This window comes from Bradyrhizobium sp. I71 (assembly GCF_022354745.1).
GTDB classification, from domain to species: domain Bacteria; phylum Pseudomonadota; class Alphaproteobacteria; order Rhizobiales; family Xanthobacteraceae; genus Bradyrhizobium; species Bradyrhizobium liaoningense.
In genome coordinates this window covers 7,551,870-7,577,906 of sequence record NZ_CP059398.1, presented here as the reverse complement: position 1 = coordinate 7,577,906, position 26,037 = coordinate 7,551,870, and the positions used below count along the sequence as shown (strand labels likewise).

Annotated in this window: 19 protein-coding genes; 6 read left to right on the top strand and 13 right to left on the bottom strand. The window is 63.2% G+C overall.

Features of this window, described 5'->3' with window-relative positions; translation table 11 throughout:
* Positions 1 to 534: 534 nt before the first annotated feature.
* Entirely contained in the window at positions 535 to 1,095 is a 561-nt protein-coding gene (locus FJV43_RS35925; RefSeq protein ID WP_239623609.1) for a hypothetical protein, read from the bottom strand.
* 21 nt (positions 1,096 to 1,116) lie between these two features.
* The gene (locus FJV43_RS35920; RefSeq protein WP_239623608.1) at positions 1,117 to 2,898 is read right to left on the bottom strand and encodes a caspase family protein; all 1,782 of its coding nucleotides are present in this window, start codon (positions 2,896 to 2,898) and stop codon (positions 1,117 to 1,119) included.
* Between the two features lie 189 nt (positions 2,899 to 3,087).
* On the opposite strand from FJV43_RS35920, the gene FJV43_RS35915 reads away from it, so the two are divergent.
* The 4 genes from FJV43_RS35915 to FJV43_RS35900 all read left to right on the top strand — a co-directional run bounded on the left by FJV43_RS35915 (position 3,088) and on the right by FJV43_RS35900 (position 8,408).
* A complete protein-coding gene (locus tag FJV43_RS35915; RefSeq protein WP_239623607.1) occupies positions 3,088 to 3,801 on the top strand; it encodes an isoprenylcysteine carboxylmethyltransferase family protein in 714 nt (237 codons plus the stop codon).
* 400 nt (positions 3,802 to 4,201) lie between these two features.
* Positions 4,202 to 6,088 carry a caspase family protein gene (locus FJV43_RS35910; RefSeq protein ID WP_239623606.1) on the top strand — a complete coding sequence of 629 codons (1,887 nt, stop codon included), beginning with the start codon at positions 4,202 to 4,204 and terminating at the stop codon, positions 6,086 to 6,088.
* A gap of 36 nt (positions 6,089 to 6,124) precedes the next feature.
* Complete coding sequence (locus tag FJV43_RS35905; RefSeq protein ID WP_239623605.1) at positions 6,125 to 7,135, top strand: hypothetical protein; 1,011 nt, start codon at positions 6,125 to 6,127, stop codon at positions 7,133 to 7,135.
* 94 nt (positions 7,136 to 7,229) lie between these two features.
* Complete coding sequence (locus FJV43_RS35900) at positions 7,230 to 8,408, top strand: hypothetical protein (protein ID WP_239623604.1); 1,179 nt, start codon at positions 7,230 to 7,232, stop codon at positions 8,406 to 8,408.
* Positions 8,409 to 8,427: 19 nt separating this feature from the next.
* On the opposite strand, the gene FJV43_RS35895 is transcribed toward FJV43_RS35900, so the two are convergent.
* The 3 genes from FJV43_RS35895 to FJV43_RS35885 form a co-directional block, all read right to left on the bottom strand.
* Complete coding sequence (locus tag FJV43_RS35895) at positions 8,428 to 9,090, bottom strand: DUF4384 domain-containing protein (protein ID WP_239623603.1); 663 nt, start codon at positions 9,088 to 9,090, stop codon at positions 8,428 to 8,430.
* An 18-nt stretch (positions 9,091 to 9,108) separates the two neighbouring features.
* Positions 9,109 to 10,899, bottom strand: coding sequence for a caspase family protein (locus tag FJV43_RS35890; RefSeq protein WP_239623602.1), 1,791 nt, complete (start codon positions 10,897 to 10,899; stop codon positions 9,109 to 9,111).
* 140 nt (positions 10,900 to 11,039) lie between these two features.
* A complete protein-coding gene (locus tag FJV43_RS35885) occupies positions 11,040 to 12,773 on the bottom strand; it encodes a hypothetical protein (protein ID WP_239623601.1) in 1,734 nt (577 codons plus the stop codon).
* Positions 12,774 to 12,932: 159 nt separating this feature from the next.
* Here FJV43_RS35885 and FJV43_RS35880 point away from each other — a divergent pair, with 159 nt between their 5' ends.
* Together FJV43_RS35880 and FJV43_RS35875 are read left to right on the top strand one after the other, a co-directional pair.
* Positions 12,933 to 13,214, top strand: a complete 282-nt coding sequence (locus tag FJV43_RS35880; protein WP_061881617.1) for a hypothetical protein — start codon at positions 12,933 to 12,935, stop codon at positions 13,212 to 13,214.
* 98 nt (positions 13,215 to 13,312) lie between these two features.
* Complete coding sequence (locus FJV43_RS35875; protein WP_345946212.1) at positions 13,313 to 14,293, top strand: DUF4424 domain-containing protein; 981 nt, start codon at positions 13,313 to 13,315, stop codon at positions 14,291 to 14,293.
* 7 nt (positions 14,294 to 14,300) lie between these two features.
* Here the strand turns inward: FJV43_RS35875 and FJV43_RS35870 are convergent, their stop codons facing one another.
* The 8 genes from FJV43_RS35870 to FJV43_RS35835 are packed head-to-tail and all read right to left on the bottom strand — an operon-like array spanning position 14,301 to position 26,026.
* Positions 14,301 to 16,112, bottom strand: a complete 1,812-nt coding sequence (locus FJV43_RS35870) for a serine/threonine-protein kinase (RefSeq protein ID WP_239623599.1) — start codon at positions 16,110 to 16,112, stop codon at positions 14,301 to 14,303.
* On the bottom strand, positions 16,109 to 16,885 hold the full coding sequence (locus FJV43_RS35865; protein ID WP_345946121.1) for a protein phosphatase 2C domain-containing protein: 777 nt from the start codon (positions 16,883 to 16,885) through the stop codon (positions 16,109 to 16,111). Before FJV43_RS35865 ends, FJV43_RS35870 begins: the two co-directional genes overlap by 4 nt.
* A 6-nt stretch (positions 16,886 to 16,891) precedes the next feature.
* Entirely contained in the window at positions 16,892 to 17,593 is a 702-nt protein-coding gene (tagF, locus tag FJV43_RS35860) for a type VI secretion system-associated protein TagF (RefSeq protein WP_239623597.1), read from the bottom strand.
* Positions 17,590 to 21,141, bottom strand: coding sequence for a type VI secretion system membrane subunit TssM (gene tssM, locus FJV43_RS35855; RefSeq protein ID WP_239623596.1), 3,552 nt, complete (start codon positions 21,139 to 21,141; stop codon positions 17,590 to 17,592). Before tssM ends, tagF begins: the two co-directional genes overlap by 4 nt.
* A 42-nt stretch (positions 21,142 to 21,183) precedes the next feature.
* Positions 21,184 to 22,716, bottom strand: coding sequence for a type VI secretion system protein TssL, long form (gene tssL / locus FJV43_RS35850; RefSeq protein WP_239623595.1), 1,533 nt, complete (start codon positions 22,714 to 22,716; stop codon positions 21,184 to 21,186).
* Positions 22,713 to 24,050 (bottom strand): type VI secretion system baseplate subunit TssK, encoded by a 1,338-nt coding sequence (gene tssK / locus FJV43_RS35845; RefSeq protein ID WP_026201979.1) that lies wholly within the window; start codon positions 24,048 to 24,050, stop codon positions 22,713 to 22,715. The genes tssL and tssK overlap by 4 nt, the downstream gene beginning before the upstream one ends.
* Before the next feature lie 47 nt (positions 24,051 to 24,097).
* The gene (gene tagH, locus FJV43_RS35840; protein ID WP_239623594.1) at positions 24,098 to 25,474 is read right to left on the bottom strand and encodes a type VI secretion system-associated FHA domain protein TagH; all 1,377 of its coding nucleotides are present in this window, start codon (positions 25,472 to 25,474) and stop codon (positions 24,098 to 24,100) included.
* Between the two features lie 12 nt (positions 25,475 to 25,486).
* Entirely contained in the window at positions 25,487 to 26,026 is a 540-nt protein-coding gene (locus FJV43_RS35835) for a hypothetical protein (protein ID WP_239623593.1), read from the bottom strand.
* Positions 26,027 to 26,037: the final 11 nt, after the last annotated feature.

The following is a 26,037-nucleotide window of genomic DNA, read 5'->3' as shown; positions in this document are numbered from 1 at the left end:
CATCTGCGATCTCGCGAGGCCTCGCTTATTGCAGCCGGACAACGTCACGGCAATATCGGCTTTCGGCACGGAGATCCGATTTCAAAATCTGCAAAACAACCCCATGCACAGTAGCTTTCAAAAGCTCAGGCGACGGTCGAGGCGCAGGCAGCAACCGGCGCTCAAGTGGAGATGCCGCCGCAGGAATTCCAGCTAAACTATTGATATAATTATAGATAAATATATTCCATAATATACCTTATGCGAATTAGAGATAGGGCGCGCAGGGTTCCCGCCTGCTGAGCCTTCTCGTCCTAATCCGAGTCTGTTTTCGGCTATTTTGAGTCTGGCCCCTCTACAACGCACCGAGCCGCAGGCCATGATCGCCTTAGATGCGTTCAGCCAATGTCCGCCATTCGATTGGTCGAGTGCAGCTTGGCGCGGTGCGTCGCGCCCTTCTCCGATTGTCGAAGAGTCACTTGCGTGGGATCGAGCGACTCCTGCCCCTTTGGGAAGATCATGGTTCGCAGCGAGGATGGTCAAATCCGATTGCGTCTAACCACCAAATCTCTTGACGAGCTTTGAGCCCTTGGCCGTTCTGATCTGCTGGCTGGTCAAGTCGCTTCCCGCGCTCAATCCCTTCACCATGAGGTTCTTGACGCGCTGCGCCGCCTGCTTCTCGTTGGAATAGTCGATCTCGACGTGATCGAGCTCCATCAGATGCCCGAGCTCGTGCGCCCAGGCGCGTCCATTGGCGTGGTCATTACCATACCACTGGACGAAGCTCGCGGGCTCGGGAGAGCCATTCTGGTATGAACCTCCGCCGGCGTTCAGACTTGCAATCGAATTGACCAGGAAGATGTGGACCGCATTGTCCGCGTCGTGCCGGGAAGCGAGAACGCCCAGCAGGACCTCATCGCTGCTGCGCCTGCTCGGCGCCATGTCGAGCGGTTTTTCCATGATGCAATCGCTGATCACGAAGGCGATCTTCGCCTTCGACCAGATCGTATTGACGACATCGAGCGCCTTCTTCGCGGTGTCGCAGTCCCATTGCGCAGGCTCGAGGACGCCCCTGTTGGCGAATGGGGTGACATAAAGTCTAAGCGGAATGGACATGCGCCGGGCTACCGAGCACTCTCAGGGCAGGAAGAACGGTATGAAGCCGATTCCGCCACCACCACCGCCTCCACCGGCGTTAGCCTCGGGTTTCGGCGGCCTTGCAGCCCGTGCCGGAGCTTCTTCGGGGTCCCTGTTCCTGCGCTCGAGCTTTGCGGATGGTGTCGGACGGGCCCTGCGCTTCTCGCACTCATCGTCATTATTCAGGAAGTAGCCCGCGGCGCAGGTGATCTTGACACACCGATCTCCATCGCGTTTCTGGCCGGATCCGCAGATTAGCGGGCAAACCCGCGCCGATCTAAGTTTGATCGCGTCGAGCGCCTCAGTGCTCGCAGCCTTGGCATCGAACGTGGTGCCGGCATTCTTGTTGTACAATTCGAGCGAACGCCGTGAGGGCGCATCCCAGTCGCCATCGGCCGGTCCGCTAAAGCAACCGACCCGGCGTAACTCGGCTTGCACCGATTTTGCAAGCTCGGCCTTGGACGGCGGTGCCGGCGCGGACGTCTGTGGAGCCGGCAGCGCGGCCACTTTCGCATCCGAGTTCGGGCGGGCCTCTTGCGACGGGTCGGATCCAGCCTGAGCGCCAATTCTCCCGACGGCTATTTCAGCTTCCCGGCGACGCTGCTCGGCCTGCGCGGCCAATTGTTGCGCGGTTTCTCTGGCCTTCTCCGCCTCGGCACGAGCGTCCTGCGCTGCTTTCAAGTCGGAGGCGGCTTTGGCCAGTTGTGTCTGCTGGGCGCCCTGGTTGACGAGCCGCGCCTGCTCCTGCTCGGCCTGGCGCGCCTTTTCCGCTGCGGCGGCGCGCTTATCTTCCGCATCGATCTTGGCGAGCTGCAGCTTGGCCAGATTTGCGTAGTAGCCGTCCGGATACTGGGCAAGGAAGTAGTTCAGCGCATCCTTGTTGCCGATCTGCAGCGCGAGTTCGTAGTCGTGCCGAATTTCTGCACGCGCAGAGACCGGTGGAGTCGCAGGCAGCGGCGGCGGGGCCGGTTGAGGCGCTGCGGCGGCCGCTTCCTTGGCCGGTGCCGGCACGAGCGGCACATCATCGCCACCAAGCGTACCGTACACATAGGGCTCCTGCTTGTTGCCGGTCGCCTTCATGACGTCGTCGCGGACGAAGCCGAACACCCTGCGCAGGTCCATGCCCGGAGTAGCGATATATTTCACCAGTGCCGAGGCATAGGGACTGTTCTTGCTGCCACCGTCGGACGCCGTCGAGCCAGCCTTGGCAGCGAAAGCAACCAGCGTATTCGAAGTCGCCGGCTCGATCCTGGCGAGGCCCCGGCTGACAGCCCGCGAGCCGACCGTCCGCTTCATCTTGTCGGCGAAAGGATTGTTGCGGCAAGCATCGAGGATCACGAGCCGCAGCTGCCGTGCCGGCTCGATCGCCAGCAGCACTCGCTCGAGCGAAAAGGCCTCGTCGTACACATCTGTATCGCGCTCGAGCGTCGCATCCGTGGGGATCAGGTAGTTCGTACCTTCGAGCTCGATCCCGTGGCCCGCGTAGTAGACGACGGCGACATCCGAGTCGCGCGCCACATCGGCAAAATCACGCAGCGCACGCCGCATCTCCGATGCCTGGAGATCCGTGCGGGTCTGGACGACGCTGAATCCCGCTCTCTTCAGCGTCTCCTCAACGATCGCAGCATCATTGGCTGGGTTGGCAAGCGCTGCGGCGTTCTTGTAGGCCGAGTTGCCGATGACGAGCGCGACACGGTTCGCAGCCCATGCCGGCTGACAGACAATCAGCGCAGCGAGAAGAAACAGGGTACGGCGCAATGCGACAGATCGGTGCAAATGCATGGCAGTACTACTTTTAGATCTTCTTCTTCCATCATTTGTGTCGTCACCACAGAAGCGGTTCAATGCGATCTCATGATCCGGTCGTGGAACCCACAGGGATGGCATGACCGCGCTGGCTGGCCGGTCAATTGACCTCACCGCAACCCTGCCGTTTAATGAGGCAGGTTTCGAACAGGCGAGATCACTCCCGTGACTGACGCGAAGCCCGATCAGGTGGGAACAGCCCGGAAGGAGATTGGCGGGCGCGGGGGCAATGCCCTGTTGGATTGGACCGCCAGGGCAGTTGTCGTGATCATCTATGGCGGGTCTGCTTTTATGGGCGCTGCCAGCGTCCCTCACCTGCTTCCGCCGGACAATATCCACGACTGGCTTTCGCTTGCGGCCAGAATTGCCAACATCCTGTTCCTCGGCCTCGTCGCGCTGACGACCATCACCCGGCTGGCGCCGATCATGAAATCGCAGGGCATCGAGACGCGGGTCTCAGCCTTGCTGGGGACTTTTTTGAGCATCGTCCTCGCATTTCTTCCGAAGGCGGAACTCGGCCCCGTCTGGTCGGCTGTGTCCTCGACGTTGGTCCTGGTGGGTACCTCGCTCTGCATCGTGGTGCTCCGCTGGCTCGGCAGATCCTTCAGCATTCAAGCGGAGGCCAGGCGTCTTGTGACGGAAGGGCCTTATCAGATCGTCCGGCATCCTCTCTATCTCTGCGAGGGGATCGCCCTCGTCGGCGTGACACTCCAGGTCCTTTCACCGCTTGCCGTCCTCGTCGCCACCGTGATTGTGATGATCCAATGCCGGCGGATGATCAACGAAGAGCGGATCCTGAGGCGGGCATTTCCCGAATATGCCGCCTACCGCAAGACAACTCCTTTTCTGATCCCGACTTGCCGGGCGATTGGCCGATAGACCGGGGCCAGGCACCGGCCAAGGCGGTCGATCCGCACGCTTCACATCCGCTCGATCCGCAACCGGCGGACTTCGATCCGAGCCGACTTTCGGCCTTCTTCAGCGCTTCGGGCAAGCGATCGAATGGACTATTAAAAACTAGACATATCAACAATTTACATCAAAGGACCGGACTGCGAAGAGCGCCGTCGGGCCTACCTCGCCGCCCCCAGCAATCGTCCGAGGCCTTTGAACGCGTTCACTGGAATACGCGACCAACATGAGGAATGGATCGGGCTCGAAACTGTTCCCTGCACGGAGCCAAGCGGTCGCCAGGAGCTATGAGTTTAGTCAGCATTCTGCGCGGCCATGCCAACTTCGTTGACGCTACCATTCTTCGGCTGATGTTGGACGTCGCGCCATGAACAATTACACGCAGATCAAGTTGTACGCTCTTCTTCTTGTTGCCTCGCTGTTCCTGACTGCTCAGCCGGCTTTCGCGACAAAGCGCGTGGCCCTGGTGCTTGGCAATGCCACATATCAAAACGCTCCCCTGCTTCCCAACCCGGCCAACGACGCCGGCGCCATCGCTGCGACGTTGAGAGCCGCAGGGTTTGATGTGGTCGACTCGAGGCTCAACCTCGCAGCGACGGACATGAAGCGAGCCCTGAGGGATTTTGCAGATCAGGCGCGCGACGCCGACATCGCACTCGTCTACTACGCAGGCCACGGGATCGAGATCGATGGCACGAACTATCTGATCCCAACCGACGCCAGGCTTGAACGTGATACGGACATCTACGACGAAGCGTTCTCGCTCGACCGTGTCTTGATGGCGATCGAGCCTGCAAGGCAGCTACGGGTCGTGATCGTCGACGCGTGCCGCAACAATCCTTTTGCCGACACGATGAAGCGAACGGTCGCCTCGCGATCGATCAGCCGCGGGCTCGCCAGGGTCGAGCCAACGGTCTCCAATACGTTGATCGCCTTCGCCGCGAAGGCCGGGTTGACGGCGCTCGACGGCAACAGCCAGAACAGCCCGTACGCGGCCGCACTGGTCAAGTATATCGCAAAGCCGGGCCTCGACCTGCGCAGGGCCTTTGGGTTCGTCCGCGACGACGTCTTGCAAGCCACGGGCAACCGGCAGGAGCCTTACGTCTACGGCTCGTTGGGCGGCGAGGACGTTGCGCTCGTGCCTGCTCCAAAGGCCGTGGAGCCCACGCCCGCGGCGGCCAACCCCCAGTCGGAGGTTCGCCGTGACTACGAACTGGCGCTGCAGCTCAACAATAAAGCCGCTCTGGGCGCATTCCTGACCCAGCATCCAGACGGATATTACGCAAGTCTCGCCAAACTTCAGCTCAACCAGATCGAGGCGGAGGAGGCACGGGTTGCGGCGACCGAAAAGGCGCGCCAAGCCCAACAGCAGCAAGCCCGGCTTGCCTCCGAAGGCGCCCTGCGCGCAGAGCAGGAAAAGGCGGCCGCTGATCTGAAGGCTGCGGAGGACGCCCGCATTGCGGCCGAAAGAACAAAACTGGCGGCGCAACAGCAAGCGGCCGATGCCGAGCGGAAGCGGACCACATCCGAGGGATCGATCAGCACCGCGCTCACTCGGAACAAGGCCGCCATCGACAATTCCACCACGGTGAGTCCGCCTCCAGCCGCTGTGGCCGCTCAGAGTGACACAGACACGAAGGTCGCCGCTCTGAGCGCCGGGCCGCAGCAGCAGGCCGATCCGGCCAGGGCCGATATTCCTCAGGCCGATCTCGCCAGGTCGGTACAGAGCGAATTGAGCCGCGTCGGATGCTTCACCAGTGCGGTCGATGGCGAATGGAATGCCGCTTCGCAACGCTCACTCTCGCTCTTCAACCGCCACGCGGGAACCAAGTTCGACGCGAAGCTTGCGAGTCTCGATGCACTGGACGCAATCAAGCTCAAATCGTCGCGGGTCTGTCCGCTGGTCTGTGAACGCGGCTACAAGGCTGACGGCGACCAGTGCAGCAAGATCACCTGCGCCGAGGGCTCGTTCCTCAATGACGACAATGAATGCGAGAAGCGGCGCGGCAAGAAGCCTGTTGCAAACCGCAACACGGGCGAGCGCGCGACCCGCGCGGATCGCCCGGCCCGCGAGAGGTTCGCGCCGGCTGCGGAGGCTCCCGCGCCACGGCGACAGGCGACTGCCAAGGGAAGCAGTGGCAGCATCTATTGTGACCAGCATATTTGCCGTCAGGTCAATCGTGGCTGCCGCCTCGAATACCGGGGCGGCGGAGGTCCCGGCGGCAACACTGGAAATGTCGAGGTCTGCAACTAGCGCCACGCAAAAGAGGTGTCCGAAGGAGTGACCTGAGTGACAACCTGCGAGCTGGAGCAGAAAGATGTCGGCAGCTTTCCGGGTGTGACGCTCTTCACGACCCGGCAGGCGCCCGGCATGAGGCCGACGGCGGTCTATCTTCCACCGAAGCACGCAACGGCCGCCACCAAGTTCGATGTCGTAATCTGGCTCCACGGTTTCTATGTCAGGGATCATGAATACCTGTTCCGGAATGATCCTGCGCGTCTGCGCGAACAGGTCCGGGATTCGGGGAAGGATGTCGTGCTTGTCGCGCCATTCCTGGGCTACGAATATGCCGTCGGTGACACCTTTGCCGGAAACTACAGCGTGAAGGATCTGGCTTCTGCCAAATGGGGCGAACGCTATCTGGACGAGATCCTCGGGGCTCTTGCCAAGTTCGTGGCGCCTGTCGCCAGCACCGGCAACGGCACCCGGAGCATACCCCAGCTCCAGGTCGGCAAGCTCATCATCGCCTGCCATTCCGGCGGCGGGAGCGGCATGCGCAACCTGGTCGGAAGCCTCGGAAAGTATCAGCCGAACCTGTCGGCCTGCTGGGGATTTGATTGCCTCTACGGCGCCAAAGCGCAACCGGACGACGCCACGTTCTGGTACCAATGGTTGTCGGGCCAGAGCACCTGCGCGCTCGAAATTGTCTATGGCCCGACCACCCTTTCGCAATCGGTGAAGCTGGACCTGGTCGGACGCGGACTCGCAACGGTCGACGGCAATCGCCCTCCGTCACCGCGCCCTGCTCTCAAAAACCTCACTGTGAGCGTGGGTCACTATGATGCATTTCCGGCCTTTGGGCAGATGGTCAGGGTCAACGATCTGGATCCGGCCTTCGTAGACCGCTTCATGATCCCGCAGGTCGCCGACAAACCTCCACTGGGCCACAAGCCGGCGGCGCGCAATGGAGAATTCCTCAAACAGGCGATTGCCAACGTTCGCGGCGCCTTCCCCTTTCCGAAGGACATTCACTACATGATTGCCCGCGGCGGCTTCTACAGCCGCCTGAGTAGACTGTAGCGTCGCAAAGGCCCCTCCCCGGCGGGCACGAATTAGCCTGTCACCGGCTCGCTGCTTAACCTTGGCTGTGACGATGCGAGGAGACACGCAGGACATGACGGAACCGCCTTTCGATCCGAACACCGCGCCGAGAGCCGGCAACTCGGCTCAGGACCGCTCCGCGATGCGGGCGGACATGAACAAGGTCGCCCTGAAGCTGCGCGAAGCCGGCATTCAGCTTTACGGATTCTACAAGATCCACGACCTCGTGCCGTACTGGAATCCGCTTGGCTTCGATTTCATGTGCGACAACTGGCGGCAATTGCTCGACGCCGCCGGCAAGGCACCGCGGCTAGGCTCCGACCAGATCAACATGCCGGGCTACGATCCGTGGCTGCAGGCCGGCGTCAAGAGCGTCGGCTTCACGCAGACCGGCAAGGCTCCGCACGTGCATCTCGACATTGCGATCGATCGGCCCGGGCTCTGTCGGATCTACATCCTGGAGAAAGACGAGGAGCGCCGTCTCGACGCCCTGCGACGGGCCCGGGTGGTCACCGCGAGAGATACCGACGTATTCAGGAAGATCCACCGGCGGGTGGAGGGTCTCGGCGTCGATCTCGACGACCACATCGGCTCGCACCTGGAGGCCGGGCGGCTCGTGCTCGACGGCATCAATTTCGTCGCCAAGGATCACAACCGTCTTCTCGATGTGCTGACGAACCTGAAATATCCCGCCGGCAACAATGTCTTCTTTCGCGGGGAGAGATCCGGCCGCGGTCATTTCTTCGGCATGGCCTCATTCCTGGCCACCGACGGCATCGGCTTTCGGCAAATCTGGCAGACATTTCCGGAGGAAAGACCGATCGCAACACCAGATCCGCGTACCGGACCGGCGATGGATCCCAAGGCTTCCGGGCGGTTCGGCGATTCACCGAACCTGCCGGATCTCACCTCGGTGCACTGCGCCGTGTCGAACCGGATCTGCAACGTCCATATCGACGAGATGGGCTTCGTGGTCACGGACAGCAAAGGCACCATCATCGTCGACCCTGACGCGCTGCGGCACATCTTTGTCGAATTGCTCTGGAAGACCAACCTGCAGGGCAAGCTGCCCTTCTGGGCGCTCGATAACGTCAATTTCATCATCCCGAGCTCGCCAAACGACTTTTCGCGCGTTGGAGTCAGCGTCGACATCGCGAAGTTCGGGCGTGTCAAGATTGCGCTCAACGGGAGCTGCTCGGCCGACGGCAAGATGGAAGCAGCCGGCACGCTCACGCTCGGGTTCAAATTCTGAGACAGCCGACAGCCACGGCTCATTTGATGGAATAGGATTTGACGTCGAACGACCAATTGTTCGGCACCAGTTTTCCGCTGCCGCCGTCCGGCACACGCAGCTCCCTGGTCCACGCCGACAGGTAGTTCAACGTATCGGCTTGATTCTCTAGTTTGCGCGGGAGATCCGGCAAATCGAGCAATTGCACGCGCCGTTCACTCAGGATCGCAACCATGACGGCCGAGCCGGTCGGCGGTGCGACGACATATTCAAAGCCACGTTGCCGCCCTGCCGGGGTCGGCACAACAAATTGCACGCCGGGCTTGACGAGATTGATGTCGCGGCCGTCCGACTGCTCCAACAATTCGGGAGTCGGAAAGATCTGGGACATCCGTCCGTCCGCATCGACATCCACCAGAATGAGATAGCCTGCCCTCTTCGCCGTCACGCCGAATGACACCTTGCCGCCAACGTCGACGGTCAGGCCGGGGAGGATCTCAAGGGACACACTTGCAGCATTGCTCTGTGCGGTGCCGGTCTGTCCGCGCGTCGCCTGGATGTGCCAGAACCATGGTGCGCTCGCCAGGCTCGCATGTAGAGATTCCGGCCGCAGCGGCGCCGCGGGCGCGGCCCCGCTTCCCGCCAGCAGCAGGGCGAATGCGAAGCATACTCGTTTACGGCGGATCAGCTCCGATCGCCACATGGCTCCCTCAAGCAGATGTCAGGGAGCGCTGAAAAAGCCGATCGAGGCGATCCGCGCGTCCGCAGGCAGGTAGCGCTCGAGGTTCTTGATCAACTGCCCCGAGGCGCGTCGCCGATTGAGCTGAATCAGGACGGTCTCGAGATCGACCATGCGCCGCTGCGAGGTTACAGCAATGACCTGCTCGGCACCGAACGGCTCACCCACCCGGAGTGGCAGCCGCAAGTTCGACGATTTGGCCACCGCCGCATCTGTACCCACCGGGTACAACATCTGGATGGTACCGTCGCCGGATACATTGAACAGCAGCAATGCCCTTGAAGCCACGTCGGACAGTTCGACTTCGATGGTCTGACCAGCGCGCTGCTGTCGATCATCCGGCCAAATACGCATGATCTGCGGCGATCGGGTCGCCATTCGCTTGAGCTCGCGCATTGCTGCGGTGCGATCCACGACCGTCGGCAAATTGGCTACGTCCATCCCATAGGCGACGACGTCGCCCCAGGCGATCACGTCATGAGAGACGGGGTCCCAGATCAGGTCGGGATTGTCCGTCGGCTGAACGGCCTGCACGGTGGCGTCCTTCGGCGTTACGCCGGCGAAATAGTTCATCTTGCCGTCGAGCGCCGCCAGACGGATCGGTGCCGTGAGACGAAGGGGCGCCGGCGTAGCGACGGTCGGGGCTGCAGCAGTCGGAGCGGCGACGGGCGCAACCTTATTGGGTGCAGCGGCCAGCGTCGGCGGCGCCGGAGCCTTGGTCGTCGCAGCCGGCGGGGCAGCCGCCTGTGCATCAGCAGCCTGACCGGAGGCCGTCCTCGCGGCCGGCCCCTGAATCAGCACCACGCCGCGCGTCAGCTCGAAGGCGACGGCGGTCTCCGGCGCCTGCGCCGGTGACGATATCGTCACGATGTTCTGGCGCTGGTCCGAGAGCTGATAGACCACCTGCCGGACATTGGCAAAGAGCTCCTTGAGCGTCACCTTGCCATCGCGATTGATGTCCGCGCTGCCCTCCACTGCCCGCGCCACCGCGTAGCTGAGAGCCCCGCGCAGCCCATCGATCCCGGGAATCCGTACTTCGGGCGCCTTGGTGTAGCGATCAACAGCGGCGAGGAACGCCGTGTGGTCGAGATCGAGCTCGGACTTCGGACCGTTGCTGTCCGATACCGGTTTCAATTCATCGACAAGCAACGTGTAGCGCGGCACCTGCCGGAAGCTCATCTCCGCAGCCCGCGGGTCGATATCGCGCACCATTCCGCCGCCATGGCAGGTATCCGCAACGAAGATCACCTTCGCGCCGCGCAGCTCGAGCTGCCGGATGAAATGGTTGAACTCGCTCCCCAGAATGCGCTCGACGGACCCCTTCGACGTGGTTTCGAAGCCGGGCAGCAGGAACACGTTCTCCATCCCATCGGGCTCCGAGCCCTTGACGCGCTCAGGCTCCTGCGTTCCGTGGCCGGCGATCGACAGGAAGACGAGGTCGTTGTTCCTTGTGCGCGTCACCAATGCACTGATTTCACGCAAGACGCTCGCCCTGTCCGCTTGGGCATTGGTCAACTCGACGACGTCGCTAACCCCCATCGTCTTCAGGCTAGACACGAGATCTCCAGCGTCAGCGACTGCGCCCTTCAGTTTGCGGACGTGCTGGTAATCGTCGATTCCGATCACGAGCGCGCGCACGGCCGCCCCATCCGGATTGCTGATCGACAGTGGTTCCGCTGCCTGGACGCGCTGCAGCGGCAGACCGATCATCGCAGCAAGCGCGATGGCGGCAGCGCAGCAGATCCTGTACTCAAATCCTCTGGGCCTTCGCATCGTGATCCACCTCGATGTCATGCAAGCCGGTTCCCGAACCGCGCCGGTCGGACGTGGCGGCGACACCTCGTCCGAACGTCCCGGATCCAGCCTGCGAACAGCATTCGCTATCCATCTGTAGCGCCAGTGACACCCATGGTTCAGCGCCTCTTGGTCGCGGTCTTCGCAGCCGCCGATTTGCGGCCCGTCGGCGCCTCGGAGTCCTGGTAGGTGTCAGCCGAAACGGTGGTCTGGTCATCGGCGAAGGCACGGAAGCGAACCGGAGTGTAGCCGCGCGCAAGCAGGCTCGCCAACGGATAGATGTTGCGGCAAACGCGTCCGTTGCAGCCGCCGGTTGAGGATTCCATCACCTCCGCCTTGCGATCCGGCGTGAACCGCAGGAACAACATCACATGGGAGCCCGGCTTGTTGAGTGCATCGCCAGGCTTCAACTCCCAGGGGTTCGTCACGGGCGCCGCGATCGCAGGAATGGCGGCGGTCGTGTAGTGGACCGAGAGTCCCCACGTGGCGCTGACGAACGCCGAGCAGTCGACGCCCGCCACATCCGGCCGCGGCGCGTTGCGGGTGCAGACATTCCCGGCCAATGTGCCGCTCTCGATGCGCTGCCGGAAGTTTGCGAGCGAGCCGTGACAGCCCCAGCAATAGGGTACGCCGCGAACCTCCTGGTTTACCTTGCCCTGAAGGTACCATGGGCGGCGAATGCGATTGAATCCGCTGCACTGGCTGTCCGGATCGTTGCCATAGTTCGCCTGCGTCAGCTTCCACTGCACACCCTCGAACGCAAACGCGGTCTCGATCGCCTGCTGGCGATTTGACGGCCGCACCGCCGCTGTCGCATTGAACTTGCCATTGTTGGAAGGCTGCGCGGTTGCCGGCCGCGACGGCCGAGCGTCGATCACCGACGCGTTGCGCAGGGGGCGGAAGCCGACGCCAACCACATCGACACCGTTTGGCTTGGTTCGCAGAAAATAGACGTCGCCGTCACCCGAGACCGTGACGAACCTCCTCGTCAGCGGGGTGTTATCGAGAGGCAACTCGTAGATTCCCTCGAGCCGGCCGTTGGCGGCATAGCGCACGACGAAAGTGGATGCGTTCTTTCCCGACGGCGGAATGTCTTCGGCCAACACATAGAAGCGATCGCTATTGTCGATCTCGAGGAACTCGACCGTACCGAGCTGGTCACGCACGCGCAGGCCGAGCGCGCCTATGGTCTCATTGGTGACCATGGTCTGGATCTCGATCCGCACGCTGGAATTGCCCTTGTCCGGGATGATATCGGCGATGACCGAGCCCTTGCTGCGGGACGCGACGTACTGCCGGTCGGGCTGCCGGCCCGTTTTGATGACGGCCGCGCGGGTGTTCTGGTCGAGCAGCTCGGTCGCGCTGCCGGGTGGCTGCGATCCCATCTGGGCGAAGGCGGAGATGGCGACCTGGTCGTCCGTGCCGCGGCTCGAGACTTCCTCGAGTTGGATTTCGTCGCCACCGAGCCCGCGCGTGGACTGGTCTGGCGCCGCCTTCAATGTGCGGACGCCGCCGTCCCAAACCATGATGTCGCCGTTATGAACGACGAGATCGGTCGGCTGTACATCCCTCGGCATCTTGAGGACGTCAGGATCGGAATTCGGTTGCTTGGGATCGAACTGGAGTATGCGTCCGTTGACCTGATCGAGCACGAACAGGTTGCCCTGCCCGTCGGCACTGAGCGCCTGGGGGCCTGCCAGTTCCACGTCCTCGCCGGCCGGGACGATGCCGACCATGGAGGCAGCCGAGCCGCCCGAAAAGCTCCGCACGACGGTGTCCTCGGCGTGCGTCCCGGTGGCGAAAATGCTCGCACCGGCGATGAAGACCCAGATCCAACTCGTTGGACGAAACATGTTCGCCTCAATGTGCCCGAACCGATTGTCGCGCCAGATCGACTAATCCGAGATGCCGTTGATGCGGCGCGTCAATTAGTGGTGAGCAATCTCAATCGCGTTCAATTCTATCACCGGACGGTGATAGCCCGAATGTCTTCAGCTCGCGGTGCAAAAAACATGGCCAAGAATAGATTTGAGCAGGTCAACGAGATCCAGCCCGACGCCATTACGCTGGTCCTGAAACGCGACATTGATGGCGCCACCGGATCGGTTGTGATGCCGGCTGCCAGCAGCGGCGGGCGGCTGTCCAATGACCAGGTCAGCGCCCCATTGCCGGCCCAGGACGCCTTTCGCGGCGCGATCCGGCTGGCCAATGACGTGAAGCTCGCGATCGTGGTGTGCGATCCGGACGGCGTCTGGAAGCCCGAATGGGGCGATCTGTACCAGGCCCTCGACTGATTGATTGCCGGGCGGACCGGCACATGTTGCGACGCCGTATGGAGACGAGCATGCTGATCGGAGCGCTGCCCCGCGCGTCGTTGCGGGTCCGAGCCTTGATGGTCGCGCTGTTGGTTGCGACCAATTGGCCGGCACGGGCCAACGACTCGGCCGCCGAATTGTCGATCGGAGGGCTCCAGTTCGTTCGCACCCGCGATGTGACCATGGAGAGCGAGGACCTGCGTATCGCACTCGACAGGATCATTGTTCGCTATCAGTTCGCCAACGTCACCAGCAAGCCGGTTACGCTGACTGTGGCCTTTCCGCTGCCCGACATCGACTTGTCGGAGGCCGATAACATTGCGCTGCCGTCGAACGACCCGGTGAACTTCGTCGACTTCGAGACCAGGATCGACGGCAGCCCAGCGCCGCTGACGATTGATCAGCGCGCCATGATTGGCGACAAGGATGTCAGCGCACTGCTCCGCCAGCTCAAGCTGCCGCTGTTGCCCATCGGCAGCCGCGAGATCCGCGTGACCGACCTCCCGGCAGCAACCCGAACCCGACTTGTGGACGAGGGGCTATTGATGCCCGCCGGAATGAGCGACAACGGCCGTCAGCAATATGCTCCAGGCTGGGTCACCAGGACGTCTGCCGTGCGCCAGCAAGTGTTTCCGCCCTCGCGCACCGTTGTCGTCGAACACCAGTATCGGCCGAGCGTCGGCTCCAGTGCTGACACCATACTGCGCCCGGGCCTGCGGCGCAGCAACGCACTCGGCCCGGAAGTCGCGCGTTACCGGAAGGATTATTGCGTCACGGATGGGTTCCTTGCCGAGCTCGACAAGCGCGCCGGCGACGGCACGGCCAATACCGCCAGGCTGCAGGAGCGGCGCATTTCATACGTGCTCAAGACCGGCGCGAATTGGGCCGGGCCGATCCGGGCGTTCAAGCTGACCATCGACCCGGGTGGCAGCGACCGCATGGTCAGCTTCTGCCAGGGCCGTCTCAAGGCCTCCCCGACCGGAAGCACGCTTGAATATACGGCAAGCGATTTCAAGCCGGATACCGACCTGAAGATCCTGGTCATTGGAAAATTCTGAGCGCCGATCAGTTCGTAAGCATCACGTAGCGCGCGGCCGCGGTGATCGTCACGCGGTTGCGCTGGGCGTCACTCAGCGCCTGCAGGAAGAACGTGTCGGCAGCGGTCGGTCGCGGCTGGCGCAACGAGTCCAGAACCTGCGGAGTCGCTACGGCCAAGATCAGTTGCGGACCGCTCGCGCTCGGGACCGGGAGCGAAAACGACAGCGAGTCAATACCCGGCTTCAGGAGGTAAGACAGGCTCTGCACCTCACCGCGATCCGATACCATGAGCAATTCCACCACACGATTGGCGAAGTTCTCGATGGTGCCGTTGAGGGTTTCGCCAGCCTTCAGTTCCGTCGCTGACAGGGTGACGCGCGGCACTCGCACCTGATCGCTTCCCACCTGGCTCAAGAACTTGACGGCCGGGCACTGGGCCTGGGTCACCTGCCGGACACCGACCGAAGCTTCAAATCCTTGGTCCCGCCGAAACGCCTTGTCGAACGTATCGAACGGGGCCGTCGAGGCGCCGTAGCCTTCGATCACGGCGGCGGTTTGACTGACCGCAACCGGCAAAATGAAGAAGCAATCGCCGCCGGAATATTGAGTTACATATTTGCGGATGCGCTCGGCTCGTCCCTGCCCCTCGGCTGGCGGAGTGGGCGTCACCGTCGGCGGTGGTGACAGCTTTACCGGCTCCTGACGTCCGGGCTGTGGTGCAGAGGGCTCGACTTTCGGCGGCGACATTGTCCCCGCGAGTTTCGGAGGCGGCGGCAAGCCCGCCGCGCCAGGCGCCGACCAGACCAGCTTGTAGAAGGCATATCCACCCCCGGCCAACATGAGCAGCACCGCGGCTGCGCTCGCATAGAGCCACAGACTGCGCGGCCTCTTCTGCGCGGTTGAGGGCGCCCTGTCCTGCCAGGCCGGCGCCGCGGTTTCCGGCCGCGCCAGCGGATCGAAGCCGGACAGCGGCGCGGTGGATGTCTGAGGCGGACCTGTCGGCGTCCATTTGGCGACCTCCGCCATGGTCGCACGCAACGCCGGATCGGGCTGCAGCATCCGCTCCAGCAAAGGCCTGATGCGCATGTCTACCGCACCGAGATCGGGCACACGCCGGCGCTTCTCCACCAGTTGAAACTGGCTTCCGCCCATGTCGAGCTTCTGTCCGGTCAGCGCATGGAATAGCACGAGGCCGAAACTGTAGACGTCGGACTTCGCTGTGATCTCGTTGCCGTACAGGCCGACCTGTTCCGGAGACGCGTAGTTGTCCTTGCCGGCGAAGCCCGAACCGATGATGGTCTTGTCACCCATCTGGGTCGATCGGGCGATGCCGAAATCGATGATCTTGGCGCGTCTCACATCGTCGAGCGGCACGATGATGTTGTCCGGGGAAACGTCGCGATGGATGATGCCGTGCTCGTGGGCGGCCTCCAGTCCCGATGCAACGCGCTGCATCAGCTTGACCAGCGCCTCGAAAGTCAACGGCCCTTCGTCGAGCATGTTCGAGAGCGAACGGCCGTTCACGAACTCCATCGCGAGATACGGTCGCTGCAGCACGGGCTCCACGGTGAACAGGAAGTAGCGAACGATCGCGTCGTGCGGGAGATTGTGAAGCGCCGCTGCCTCCCGCCGGAACAGCGCGAGCGCGGCCTCGTTGTCAACCATGTCGGGCAGCAGCATTTTCACCGCAACCGGCGATCCGGTCTGGATCTCACGGCACTTGTAGACCTCACCCATGCCGCCCGCGCCGATCACCGCTTCGATCTCGTAGATGCCGTTGAGGCGGGTGCCGGGCGGCACACCGCGGTAGCCCGACGGGAATGGATCGTTGACGGTCATGGTTGCGGCTCCCGATCCAGCGGCGATCTTGTCGGTTCTGAGGATCGCGGCACCAGCAGCCGCACAACCACGATCGTCACGTTGTCGAGCCCTCCCCGATCAAGCGCCAAAGCGAGCATGTCATCGCAAGCCGCCTGGGCGTGCCGCGTGATCGCATGCTGCAGGATCTCGTCGTCCTGCACATGCTTGGTCAAGCCGTCGCTGCAGATCACGAAGACGTCTTCCGGCTCGGCCGGACCTGTCACGACCTCGAACTCCGGATCATCGGCGACGCCAACGGCCCGGGTAATGGCATTGCTCGGCCAGTCCTTGACGTCTTCGCGCGACACCGCGCCGCCGGCAATCAGTTCCTCCAGCTCGCTGTGATCATGCGATACCTGATTGATGCTGCCCCGGTTGACCAGGTAGACCCGGCTGTCGCCCGCCCATATGCAGGCATAATAGCCGTCGCGCACGAGCAGAACCGCCGCCGTGGTGCCGACGGTGGCACCCTGCCGTTCCTTGCTGAGCGACAGGATCTGCCGGTTCGCGTGGAACAGCCGCTCCTCGCACTGCGCCAGCAAGTCGGCGGCCGAGTCCGGCAAGCCGATCGTGTCAAGCGACTGCACGACGATGCGGCTGGCGAGATCGCCGGCCTCGTGACCGCCCATACCGTCGGCGACGGCCCACAGGCCGACATCCGTCCGGACCAGGCACGAATCTTCGTTGCGCGTCCGCACCCGTCCGGCATGAGTGACGCTGCCGACATCGAACAAGGAAGGGACATGCACCATAGCGCGTCACCCCGTCCCGGATGCTGAACGGCCGAGATCGCCGGTCAGCAGTGTGGAATAGTGAAATGGATCCGGCAATCCGCGGCAAGCGAGCGCCATTGATGGAAAGCCTTCGCCACCCGCGGTCCACCAGAAACTTGCCGCAGCATAGATCTGCGGACTGGCAGCGGAAAGCGCGGCAAAGGACTTGGTGAATCCGTCATCCGCTGAAACCGCTCCGACGGTCGTTGCGCCCAGTGCGATCATTTGCGATCCGTCGGCGATCGGCGCCTGCGGTCGCGGCACCGCGAGACGATCCAGGGCAACCGATATCTGCTCAAAAGTTGAAGCTTGATCCAGGGTCGAAAGCAGGAACGCCTCCGCCTGCCCGTACCATTCATCCTGAGGATCGATGCTCGGCGGCGGCAGTAAGGCGCTTTCGTCCGACACCGCATGCAGCGTCAATGGATAATACCGCCCCACCCCGTCGAGCGAAGGCATCATTGCCCCCGCCACCGTCGTGCCGCAGATGGCGGCGCCAAGCCAGAATCGCCAGACCGGAGCGGTCAGGAACGCTTGCTGCCAGCCCGGGCCAAGCTGATGACGACTGGCCGACAGCGCAGACTGCACCCATGGCTCCCAGGCTTCCAGGAAGCTGCGCGGGGTGGCGATCGCGATGAAATCACGCTTCGCGCCGATCTTGCCGAATAGCCCACAACGCATGGTCATATTCCGGTCGGGCAGCGAAACTCGCGGAGCACCGACAGGTTAAGGGGATTGCGCAACGACCCGGTCGAAATCTGATAGTTGAGCTCGCGTCCTGCGACGATGAAAGTCGCGCTGGCGGTTTCCGCTTTCACCACCAAGGATCCAGCCTCTAGCATCCGGAACAACGACCAGGGACCGATGCGCTCGAGCACGGATGGCGGCCCGATATCGTTGCTGACCGAAATTGCCGTCCGCGGCGACGGACCCGGCCAGAGGATGGTGGTCGGTGCGTTGCTCTGAGGCTGCGGCGGTGGTGGCGGAGGTTGCGGCCCGCCGAACATGGATGAAGCCGTGGGCGGGCCCGGCGTGACCGGGCTGGTGATCGTCGTGCCGCCAATCTCGGTCTTGACCGTCACGCCCGGTCCGGACGCCCCGGGCGGCCGGATCGCGAACGACACCGCCGGCACGCCACCGCCGGTCTGGAAGAAGGCGTCGCGGACATAGGCCGCATTCTGGAACTGCTTCAGCGTGTCGGGCGAGAATGATCGGCCGACGGGACTCTCCTTCCGCCACGTCCAATCTGATCGCGAAGTGTCGGCGTAAGATGCCAGGAACTGGGTGAAGAATTTGTCCATGACGCCGTTCGGGCTGAAAAGCTTGGCGAAATCGGCGAGTGGCACCTCCTGATTGCTGCCGCGGACGAACGGATACCGGTTGGTCACCGTCTGCTGGCAAACCGGCGTGACCTGATCGCGCAGCGCCTGCAGGATCTGTCCGGCAGTCGAGGCGGCAATGCTGCCCTCGAACTCCGCGGCGGCCGCGCGCAGCATGTCGGAGAACGGCGGCGGCATGCGCGAGGCATTGTTGCGCAGGGCCGCAACCTGGCTCTGAAGCGAAGCGGTCGCCTGCGCGGTCAGTTGCGGGTTCTCGACGATCAGCGTCAGATTCTGCGCGATGTCGTTCAGGTTGGCGATGGTCGAGTCGATCGGCCGGCGGGTGCTGTCTCCTTCCAGCACCGCATGATATGGCTTGAACTGCGCTTCGATCGTCGTCCCTGGTGGTCCATCCTGGGCGTTGGTGAACAGTGGCGGCGCGGCCGCAGCGGGCGTGGCCGGGTTCGTCGCAGCGTTCGCCGGCTTCGGCCGTTCCTTGGTCAGCATCGTCTCGTCGCGCACCGATTCCAGGATTTGCCGCATCGGTGAGGTCGGCGCCGAAACCGCCCTTAGCACCTCGTATTTCGGCTTGTCGGCGAGCAGTTTCTTCAGACGCAAGCTGCCCAGCGCGGTTCGCCAGGTCGTGACAAACTCGTTGGAATAGATGTTCAAGAGGTCGCCGGCGAGGTTGTCGTACTGCTGGTCGATGACCGACTGCTGGCCGGCATCGCCCAGAACCCAGCGTTCCTTCTTCATGCGCTCCGACAAACCCGGCAGCCGGGCGACGAAGTTCTGCTGGAAGCCGTTATACGTGAAGAACTGGGGCACCCGCACAGCGTCCAGTGGCTGCCCCGTCGTGGTTTCGAACACGACCGCCATATCAGGACCGCCGCGGCGGGCGGCGATCCAGTCGCCTGCAGTCGATGAGCGAGCCTCGGATTTCAGGAATTCGTAGGCGCGCTGCGACACGCTCAGGCGCGCGAGCGAATTCTGCGCCTGCTTGATCAGCCGGCCGTCCAGCTCGACCAGCGGGGGCTGCTCCGTCTCGAGGTCGAACATCGCCGTGAGGTTCTCATCGAGCAGGCGCCGTCCTTCTGCGTTGGTTGCGCCGGGATAGAGGTTGTCCTGCCAGTCGCGCTGCATCCAGGAGCGGATCAGCTCGCGGTCCGGCGACTGCAGGCCGCCGAGCATCAGATAGACCTTCAGCGCCTCGTAGACGAACGCAGATTCGTTGATGCGCGCGTTGAGCTGCTCCTCCAAACGATACAGCAGGCGTGGCCTGAACATGCGCTCGAGCGCCGCATGATAGGCCGCCTTGGCGGGTGACATCAGCCGGGCGTGCTGGCTGAGCCCGTAACGGGCCGACAGGGGCACCGATTCGTTGCGCGATCCGTAGCCTGCGGGGGCGTTGCGCAGCCGATAGAGCAGTGGCAACACCTTGTCGAGATCATGATCGTCGATCAGCGTCTGCTTGATGAGAGGCGCTCCGGCGGCTGCATATTCGTTGTCCGCCTGCACACTCTGCGCGATCAAGTCGGAATTGCGCTTGTAGCTGGTCAGCCATCCTGCGATCAGCCCGATCGAGACCAGACCGATCAAGGATAGCGCTGCGGTTTTCAGAATCAGTGCGCGGCGCACCGCCGCACGGTCGGTCGAGACCCAGTCGGCCTCGCCGATGATGACCTTGGAAATGAGATCGGCGAGGAAATAGCTCTTGCCCGTCCCTGAGTAGGATCCGGAACCGACCTCCTCCGCGCCGAACGTGCGCGCCAGCGACCCGATCAGTTGGTCGATGGGCGTCCCCTGCTGCGTACCCGAGGTGAAGTAGAATCCGCGCAGGTTCGCGTTCACGTGGTAGCGCGTTGGCTCGAAGATCTGGTTGAGGAAGTCGTGGATCTGGGGCTTGAGCCGCGCCATCTGTGCCGGGAAGCCGAACAGTTGCACGCGGTGCTGCGGCGTCGGCTCGTCTTGCAGGCGGTCGAGTGTCTCCTCGCTCAGGCGCTCCAGCAGACGGTCGAACTCGACCGGTATCTGTCCCACCAGATTCTGGGTCTTGTCAGCGGTTTGGAATGTCGCACCCCAGACCTGGCGACGGCCGGCCTCGCCGAGATAGGCGAAATATTCGGTGAAGCCGGCAACGAGATCGGCCTTGGTAAAAAGCGCGTAGACGGGGAAGCTGACCTTGAGCTTCTGATGCAGCTCGAGCAGGCGCATTCTGATGGCGTCGGCGTGAAGCGCGAGCTCCTGCTTCGGCAGCGTCAGCACGTCCTCGATGCTGATGGCGACCAGGACGCCGTTGATCGGCTGGCGTGACCGGCTCTTCTTGAGGATGTCGAGGAAGGCCAGCCAGCTTTCCTTGTCGGCCTTGGCGTTGGAATCCTGAGTGGTATAGCGGCCGGCCGTATCGATCAGCACGGCCTCCTCGGTAAACCACCAATCGCAATAGCGGGTACCGCCGACCCCCGCGACCGCAGCCGGCGTTGCCCCGCGTGCGAGCGGAAATTTGAGCCCGGAATTGACCAGCGCGGTGGTCTTGCCGGCGCCGGGCGGGCCGATGATGACGTACCAGGGCAGATCGTAGAGATAGCTCGATTTGTTGCCGCTGGCGGTCTTCAGCGTGGCGAGCGCATCCTTCATGCGCTCCTTGAGAACCGGCTCGTCGCTGACGGGCTGATCTGCCGCACTGATCCCGTCGGCGATCTCCTTGGCATTCTTGCGCCGCTTGAAGAAGCTGAAGCCGGCGAAGCCCGCCACGGCCGTGACCAGCAGCAGAATCGCGATCTGGCGGATGATGTGGTTCTCGAGCGGATGCCAGTCGCCGAATGCAATGAAGGGACCTGCGAAATAGATCACGGCGCCGAGCGAGCTGAGCCCGACTCCGTAGAGAATGATGCGGATGATATCCTTGGCAAGCATTGATCGGTACCTGTCGCAAACCGCGTGAGCCGTGGAGCCTGCTTATTCGCTGCGTTCGATGAAGATCTCGACACGCCGGTTCTTGGCGCGTCCGTCAGGCGTCGAATTGGGTGCGATTGGCGCGTCCGCTCCCTTGCCGTCAACGTCGACGCGCGAACCATCGGTCAGGCCGGGCTTCAGCGCGGCGGCAACCGCCTTGGCGCGCTCGACCGACAGCTCGAAGTTCGAAGGAAAGCGCACTGTTCGGATCGGCGAGCTATCGGTGTGACCGACGACCCGGATCCGTCCCGGCTCCTTGTCGAGGGTTGCCGCGACGCGGGCTGCAACCGGCTTGAAGCCGTCGAGGATGGTGGCCTGGCCCGACGAGAACAACGCGAGGTCACAGACCCTGATCACGATAAAGCTCGCGGTCTGGTCCGCAGTCATGGCACAGGCGGTGTTCTCCTTGGCGAGCGCGTTGCGGATGCGCTGCAGCTGGGTGATACGGTCCGGCGGTGGCGGCGGAGGCGGCGGTGGCGGTGGTGCAATGACCTTGCGCTTGAGCTCGATCGGATCGCTGGGATGCAGCGCCAGAGCGACTTCGGCAGCGTTCTCCGCCCGGCCGGCCAGCAGCGTCCGCAGGACGAAATAGGACCCCGTCAATAGCGCGGCGGCCACGGCTGCCACCAGCCAGACCGGAACGCGGAGACGCTGCCGGCGACCGGCCAGCGCCTGCCCCCTCCAGTTGGGCGACAGGTCGCTCACCGTCTTGGGACGGACCCGGCGCAACAATTCGTAGAGGTTGCGCTGGATCACCTGCAGGTTCGCAAGCCCGCCTGCCGATGTACGGTGGATGCCCTGGAAGCCGAGCGCGAGGCAGGCATGCTGCAGTTCGAGCACTGGATAGTTGATTAGCGGATCAACCTTCAAATGGTCGAGGATCTCGAAGAAACGGACACCACCCACACGCTCGCCGAAGAATCGGCTCAGCATGGAATATTGCGTCCAGACGTGGCGCTCATCGGTCGGGATGTGCTGCACGATATCGTCGGCGGTAGCGCATAGGATGTATTTCGCCGTGTTGGCCTGATGCTCGGAGATCCCCGCCGAACGGATATCCTTCTCGAAGAATTTGATCGCGTCGGCGACCTGCTCCATCAGACTTGCGAATGACGCGCGCATGAGCGCCACGCGCAACCGGCCAAGCAATTGCAGCAAAGGGCCGGCCGCACGCATCACCGGATTGGCGTTTGGCGCCACCAGATCGTCGATGCGCAACGGCGGTCCGGGCGGCAGCATCCCCTGCTGCACCGGTGCCTGCGCGGGTGTCGATATCCATTCCTCGGCCGGCTGGCTGGTCGGCGCAGCGGCGTAGCCCGGGCGCTGCGGAATGGGAGAAGAGGATGGCGGCGAGGACGGCGCGGGCGCGCCGGGAGACGGCACAGGTGACGGCGAATAGCTTGGACGTGCTGCGGGTCCCTCGCCCGCCGGAGGCTGAGCGGTGGGCGCCGGCGGCAACCTCCCGCCGGGATTGGGACGAATGATCGTCCGCTCGCCCCGACCGAAAGGATTGACCGGCTTGTCCCTATCGCTCATGGCCTGTCTTCCAGGATAGCCCAAAGGTACAGCTCGAGCTCCGGCCAGTCGCCGGAGAAATGCATCCCGATCGAGGCCGCCGTGCTGAACTCTGGCCATAGCGGCGACTTGCGATCCAGATAGAAATAGACGTGATCGGTGATGGCCCGGATGTGCGGCGGCGGAGTCGGCAGGTGCACCAGTGTCAACCCTGGCAAGTTGGCGTGCACGATCTCGTTCATCTTGGTGTTCGGGCCGACCTTGAACAAATGCGGGAAGTCGTTCTGGATCTCCACGAGCGGCCGCCGTGCGGCGACCTCCAGCACCAGGGTCGCATTCCGGAACAGCGCCCGATCGCGGATCGGCGACACGAACGCATTCTGGGCGCGCTCGATGATCTCCAGGCGGATCGCCCGCCGGCCCAGCCGCGCGCTCAGGAAGTCCTGGATGTCGCTCACCAGGGGTGTGAAGATATTCTCGAGATCGTCGTGATCGTACGCCGGATAGTTGCGAGCACGACGTTCTGGTGTGGCAAACGTCGCAAGCTCACCGGCAAACCTCAGCAGCTCCTCGTACAGCCGTTCCGGGTGAACGCTGCCTGAACGCTGGAAATGGGTCAGCACGGGAATGGTCCGGTTCAGCACCTGCAGCACCAGATAGTCGACGCTCTGCAACCCGCCCCCGGACGACGGATCGACCGCGTAACGTGCCAGCTCGTCGAGCTTGGTCTCGACCCAGCCGATGATGCGATTGAGCCAGCCGTCGATGATCGGATGTGCGGCGCAGACCAGCATCGGCGGCACGAACTTGTCGTCGAACAGGATGTTCTTGTCGCGCACTTCCAGAATGCGCGCGATGCCGAGTCCCATGTATCCCGGCTTGCTGGTCTTGCGCAGTTCGAACGACAACCGCGGATAAGCGATGTCGATCTCTTCCTCGATGCGCAGCGCCGAGGTCGAATCGATGAAGGTCTCGGACGTGCGAACATAGCGACTGGCGCTGTCGGTGCGATCCTCATCGACCTCGCGGGTGTTTGGCGCTGCGATCGGCATCATCAGCCAGACGATCTGGCCGGCGGCAGAATCCGGCACCTCGATCGCTTCCGGAATCGGGCTGTCCGCGGGGATGTCGAAAGGCGTTCCGTCCGGCATGACACCGGACGCGTTGCGCACCGCGAACTTGCTCTGTTCGGTGAGGTCCTTGTCGATCTCGAGCTGGGCGAATCCCCAGGGGTATGGCGTTGTGTAGCGAACGCGCTTTTCCAGCAAATGTTCGATATAGCGATCGTTCTGCTGCAGATGGTGCGGCCGCAGAAACAGTCCTTCTGACCAGAAAACCTTGCTGTACCAAGACATTCCTACATCCACTCAGCAGCGTTTGGCGACCGCGTGGTCGCCGATAGTCACTTTGAGCCGCCCTTGTCGGCGCGGTCGTAATAGTCCGAAAAATGCAACATGAAAGTATCGATCGGCGCGCTGTTGTCGCGGCCAAGATGCGCCTTCCAGCGCGTCAGGAATTCGTCCCAGAGTTTGCCCTTGTTCGAGCCGAACCAGGAGTTTGCGCCGCGCTGAAGCTCGAGCTCGCGCGCCATGAGCGTCGGATCGATGCCGGCGATGAGCTCGTGGACGGCGTGCTGCATCGCCATGTAGGTCTTCAACTGATGCGATTTGAGGTCGCCGAAGCCCTGCGCGAAGGCTCGTTGCGCGTCGAGATAGCTGCGCGTCCGCGGCCCGAACAATATGCGCAGGGCCTCTTCCGAGGTCGGCGAGAATTTCAGCGGGTTGTTCTCCACGGCCTGGACAGTCGTCTGGCTGGTGCTGCGGGTCAGCTGCTTGGCCTGAGTTCGCGCCTGCAGCAGCGCCATCAGATTGTCTACGGTCATGCGCAAGATCATGCCGAGCTGTTCGGCGAGCTCCGCGTCGGTCTTGTTGGCAAAGAAATTGTCCGGCAAGCCCGCAGCACGTGCCACCAGCGGCGCGAACTCGGTGCCGCCGACCGGCTTGGCCGCGGCTGGCCCTTCGCTCACCACTTGTGCCGGGCGGGACTGCTCAACGGGTGGCCGCGCGGGCGATGGCGGCGGCTGGACGGGCGCTGTTCCATCATCGGTCCACACCGATGGCCGGCGCGGGGTCGGCATGGCGGGTGGTGGCTCGACCAGTGCTCTCGGCGTCGCAACCTGGCCGGTGGCCCAGCTCATGTCGTCCTGCGCATCGGGCTGGTGCGGAGGCGTCGGCGATGGACGTCGAAACGGATCCACTCCCGGCGCCGGGACGCTCGCGGCCCAATCCAGAAACTCCGGATTGATCGGCCGCGCCGCCTCGCGTGGGTTCTTCAGCTGCTGCGGATCGATCGGCGGCGGCACGTCGCGGTCGGCCGCCCAAAGCTCCTGGTACCCGGCATGCTGCTGGACGGGAGAGACGCGCGGTTGCACCTCGCGGTCCGGGACGCGCCCGCCCGCCTCGTCCTCCAGTGAAACTCCGATGATGTAGTGGCCAATGGTAAGTCGATCGCCGTCGCGCAACCGGTGTGGCCCCCGGATGCGCTGGTCGGTGCCATTGAGAAAAGTGCCATTGGTCGAGACGTCATGCAGCCAATAGGCGCCGTCGCGAAAATGCACCTCGCAATGCTTTCCGGAAATCATCCGTGTCGGATCGGGCAACGTCCAGTCGAGGTGACGGTCCCGGCCAATATCGACCGAACGCCTGCCCGTGACCGAAAATGATACAGGGCCGCCGTCCGGAAGGTTCGGTTCGTTCTCGATATTGAAGCGAAGCACCATCTCATCGTCTCATCAGCGCGGAGGGCGCGGTTCGCCGCGTGCCAATTGAATACCATCCTCCAGGCATGCCGTCATTATCCGGTCCCGGGACTCGCGGGGCAGCCGGCAAAGGGCGATCAGCAGGGCCGCCCGCACCGCGCGCGCGGCTTGGTCGGGCTTGGCCTCGACCGGCGCAAATTCTGCCGGAACCACGCTTCCGCCGGACCATCCGGCCGCCAGCGCCAGCCATGTCGCCGGCTGCTCGGGATCGTTGGCATTGCCGACCGCCAGCGCCTTGTTCCGGGATTGCTCGTCCGGCTGCCGGACCCAGGTCTCCACGAAATTCAGCGACCTGCTGTCGTTGGCGTCGAACTGGTCGAACATCCGTCGCAACGAGCGGCATCCCCAGGCAACCGCCACGCGCCTGGGCAGCAGATAGGCGCAGAAAGAGACGGCTCCGTGCCAATTGCGCGCATCGGTGGCGTCCTGAAGGAAGTCCAGCGAAGGCTTGTCGACTTCGGCCTTGCCGACGTCGTGGCGCGCCATGGGAAAGGCCTGAAACAGATCCTGCACCGTAGCGAACC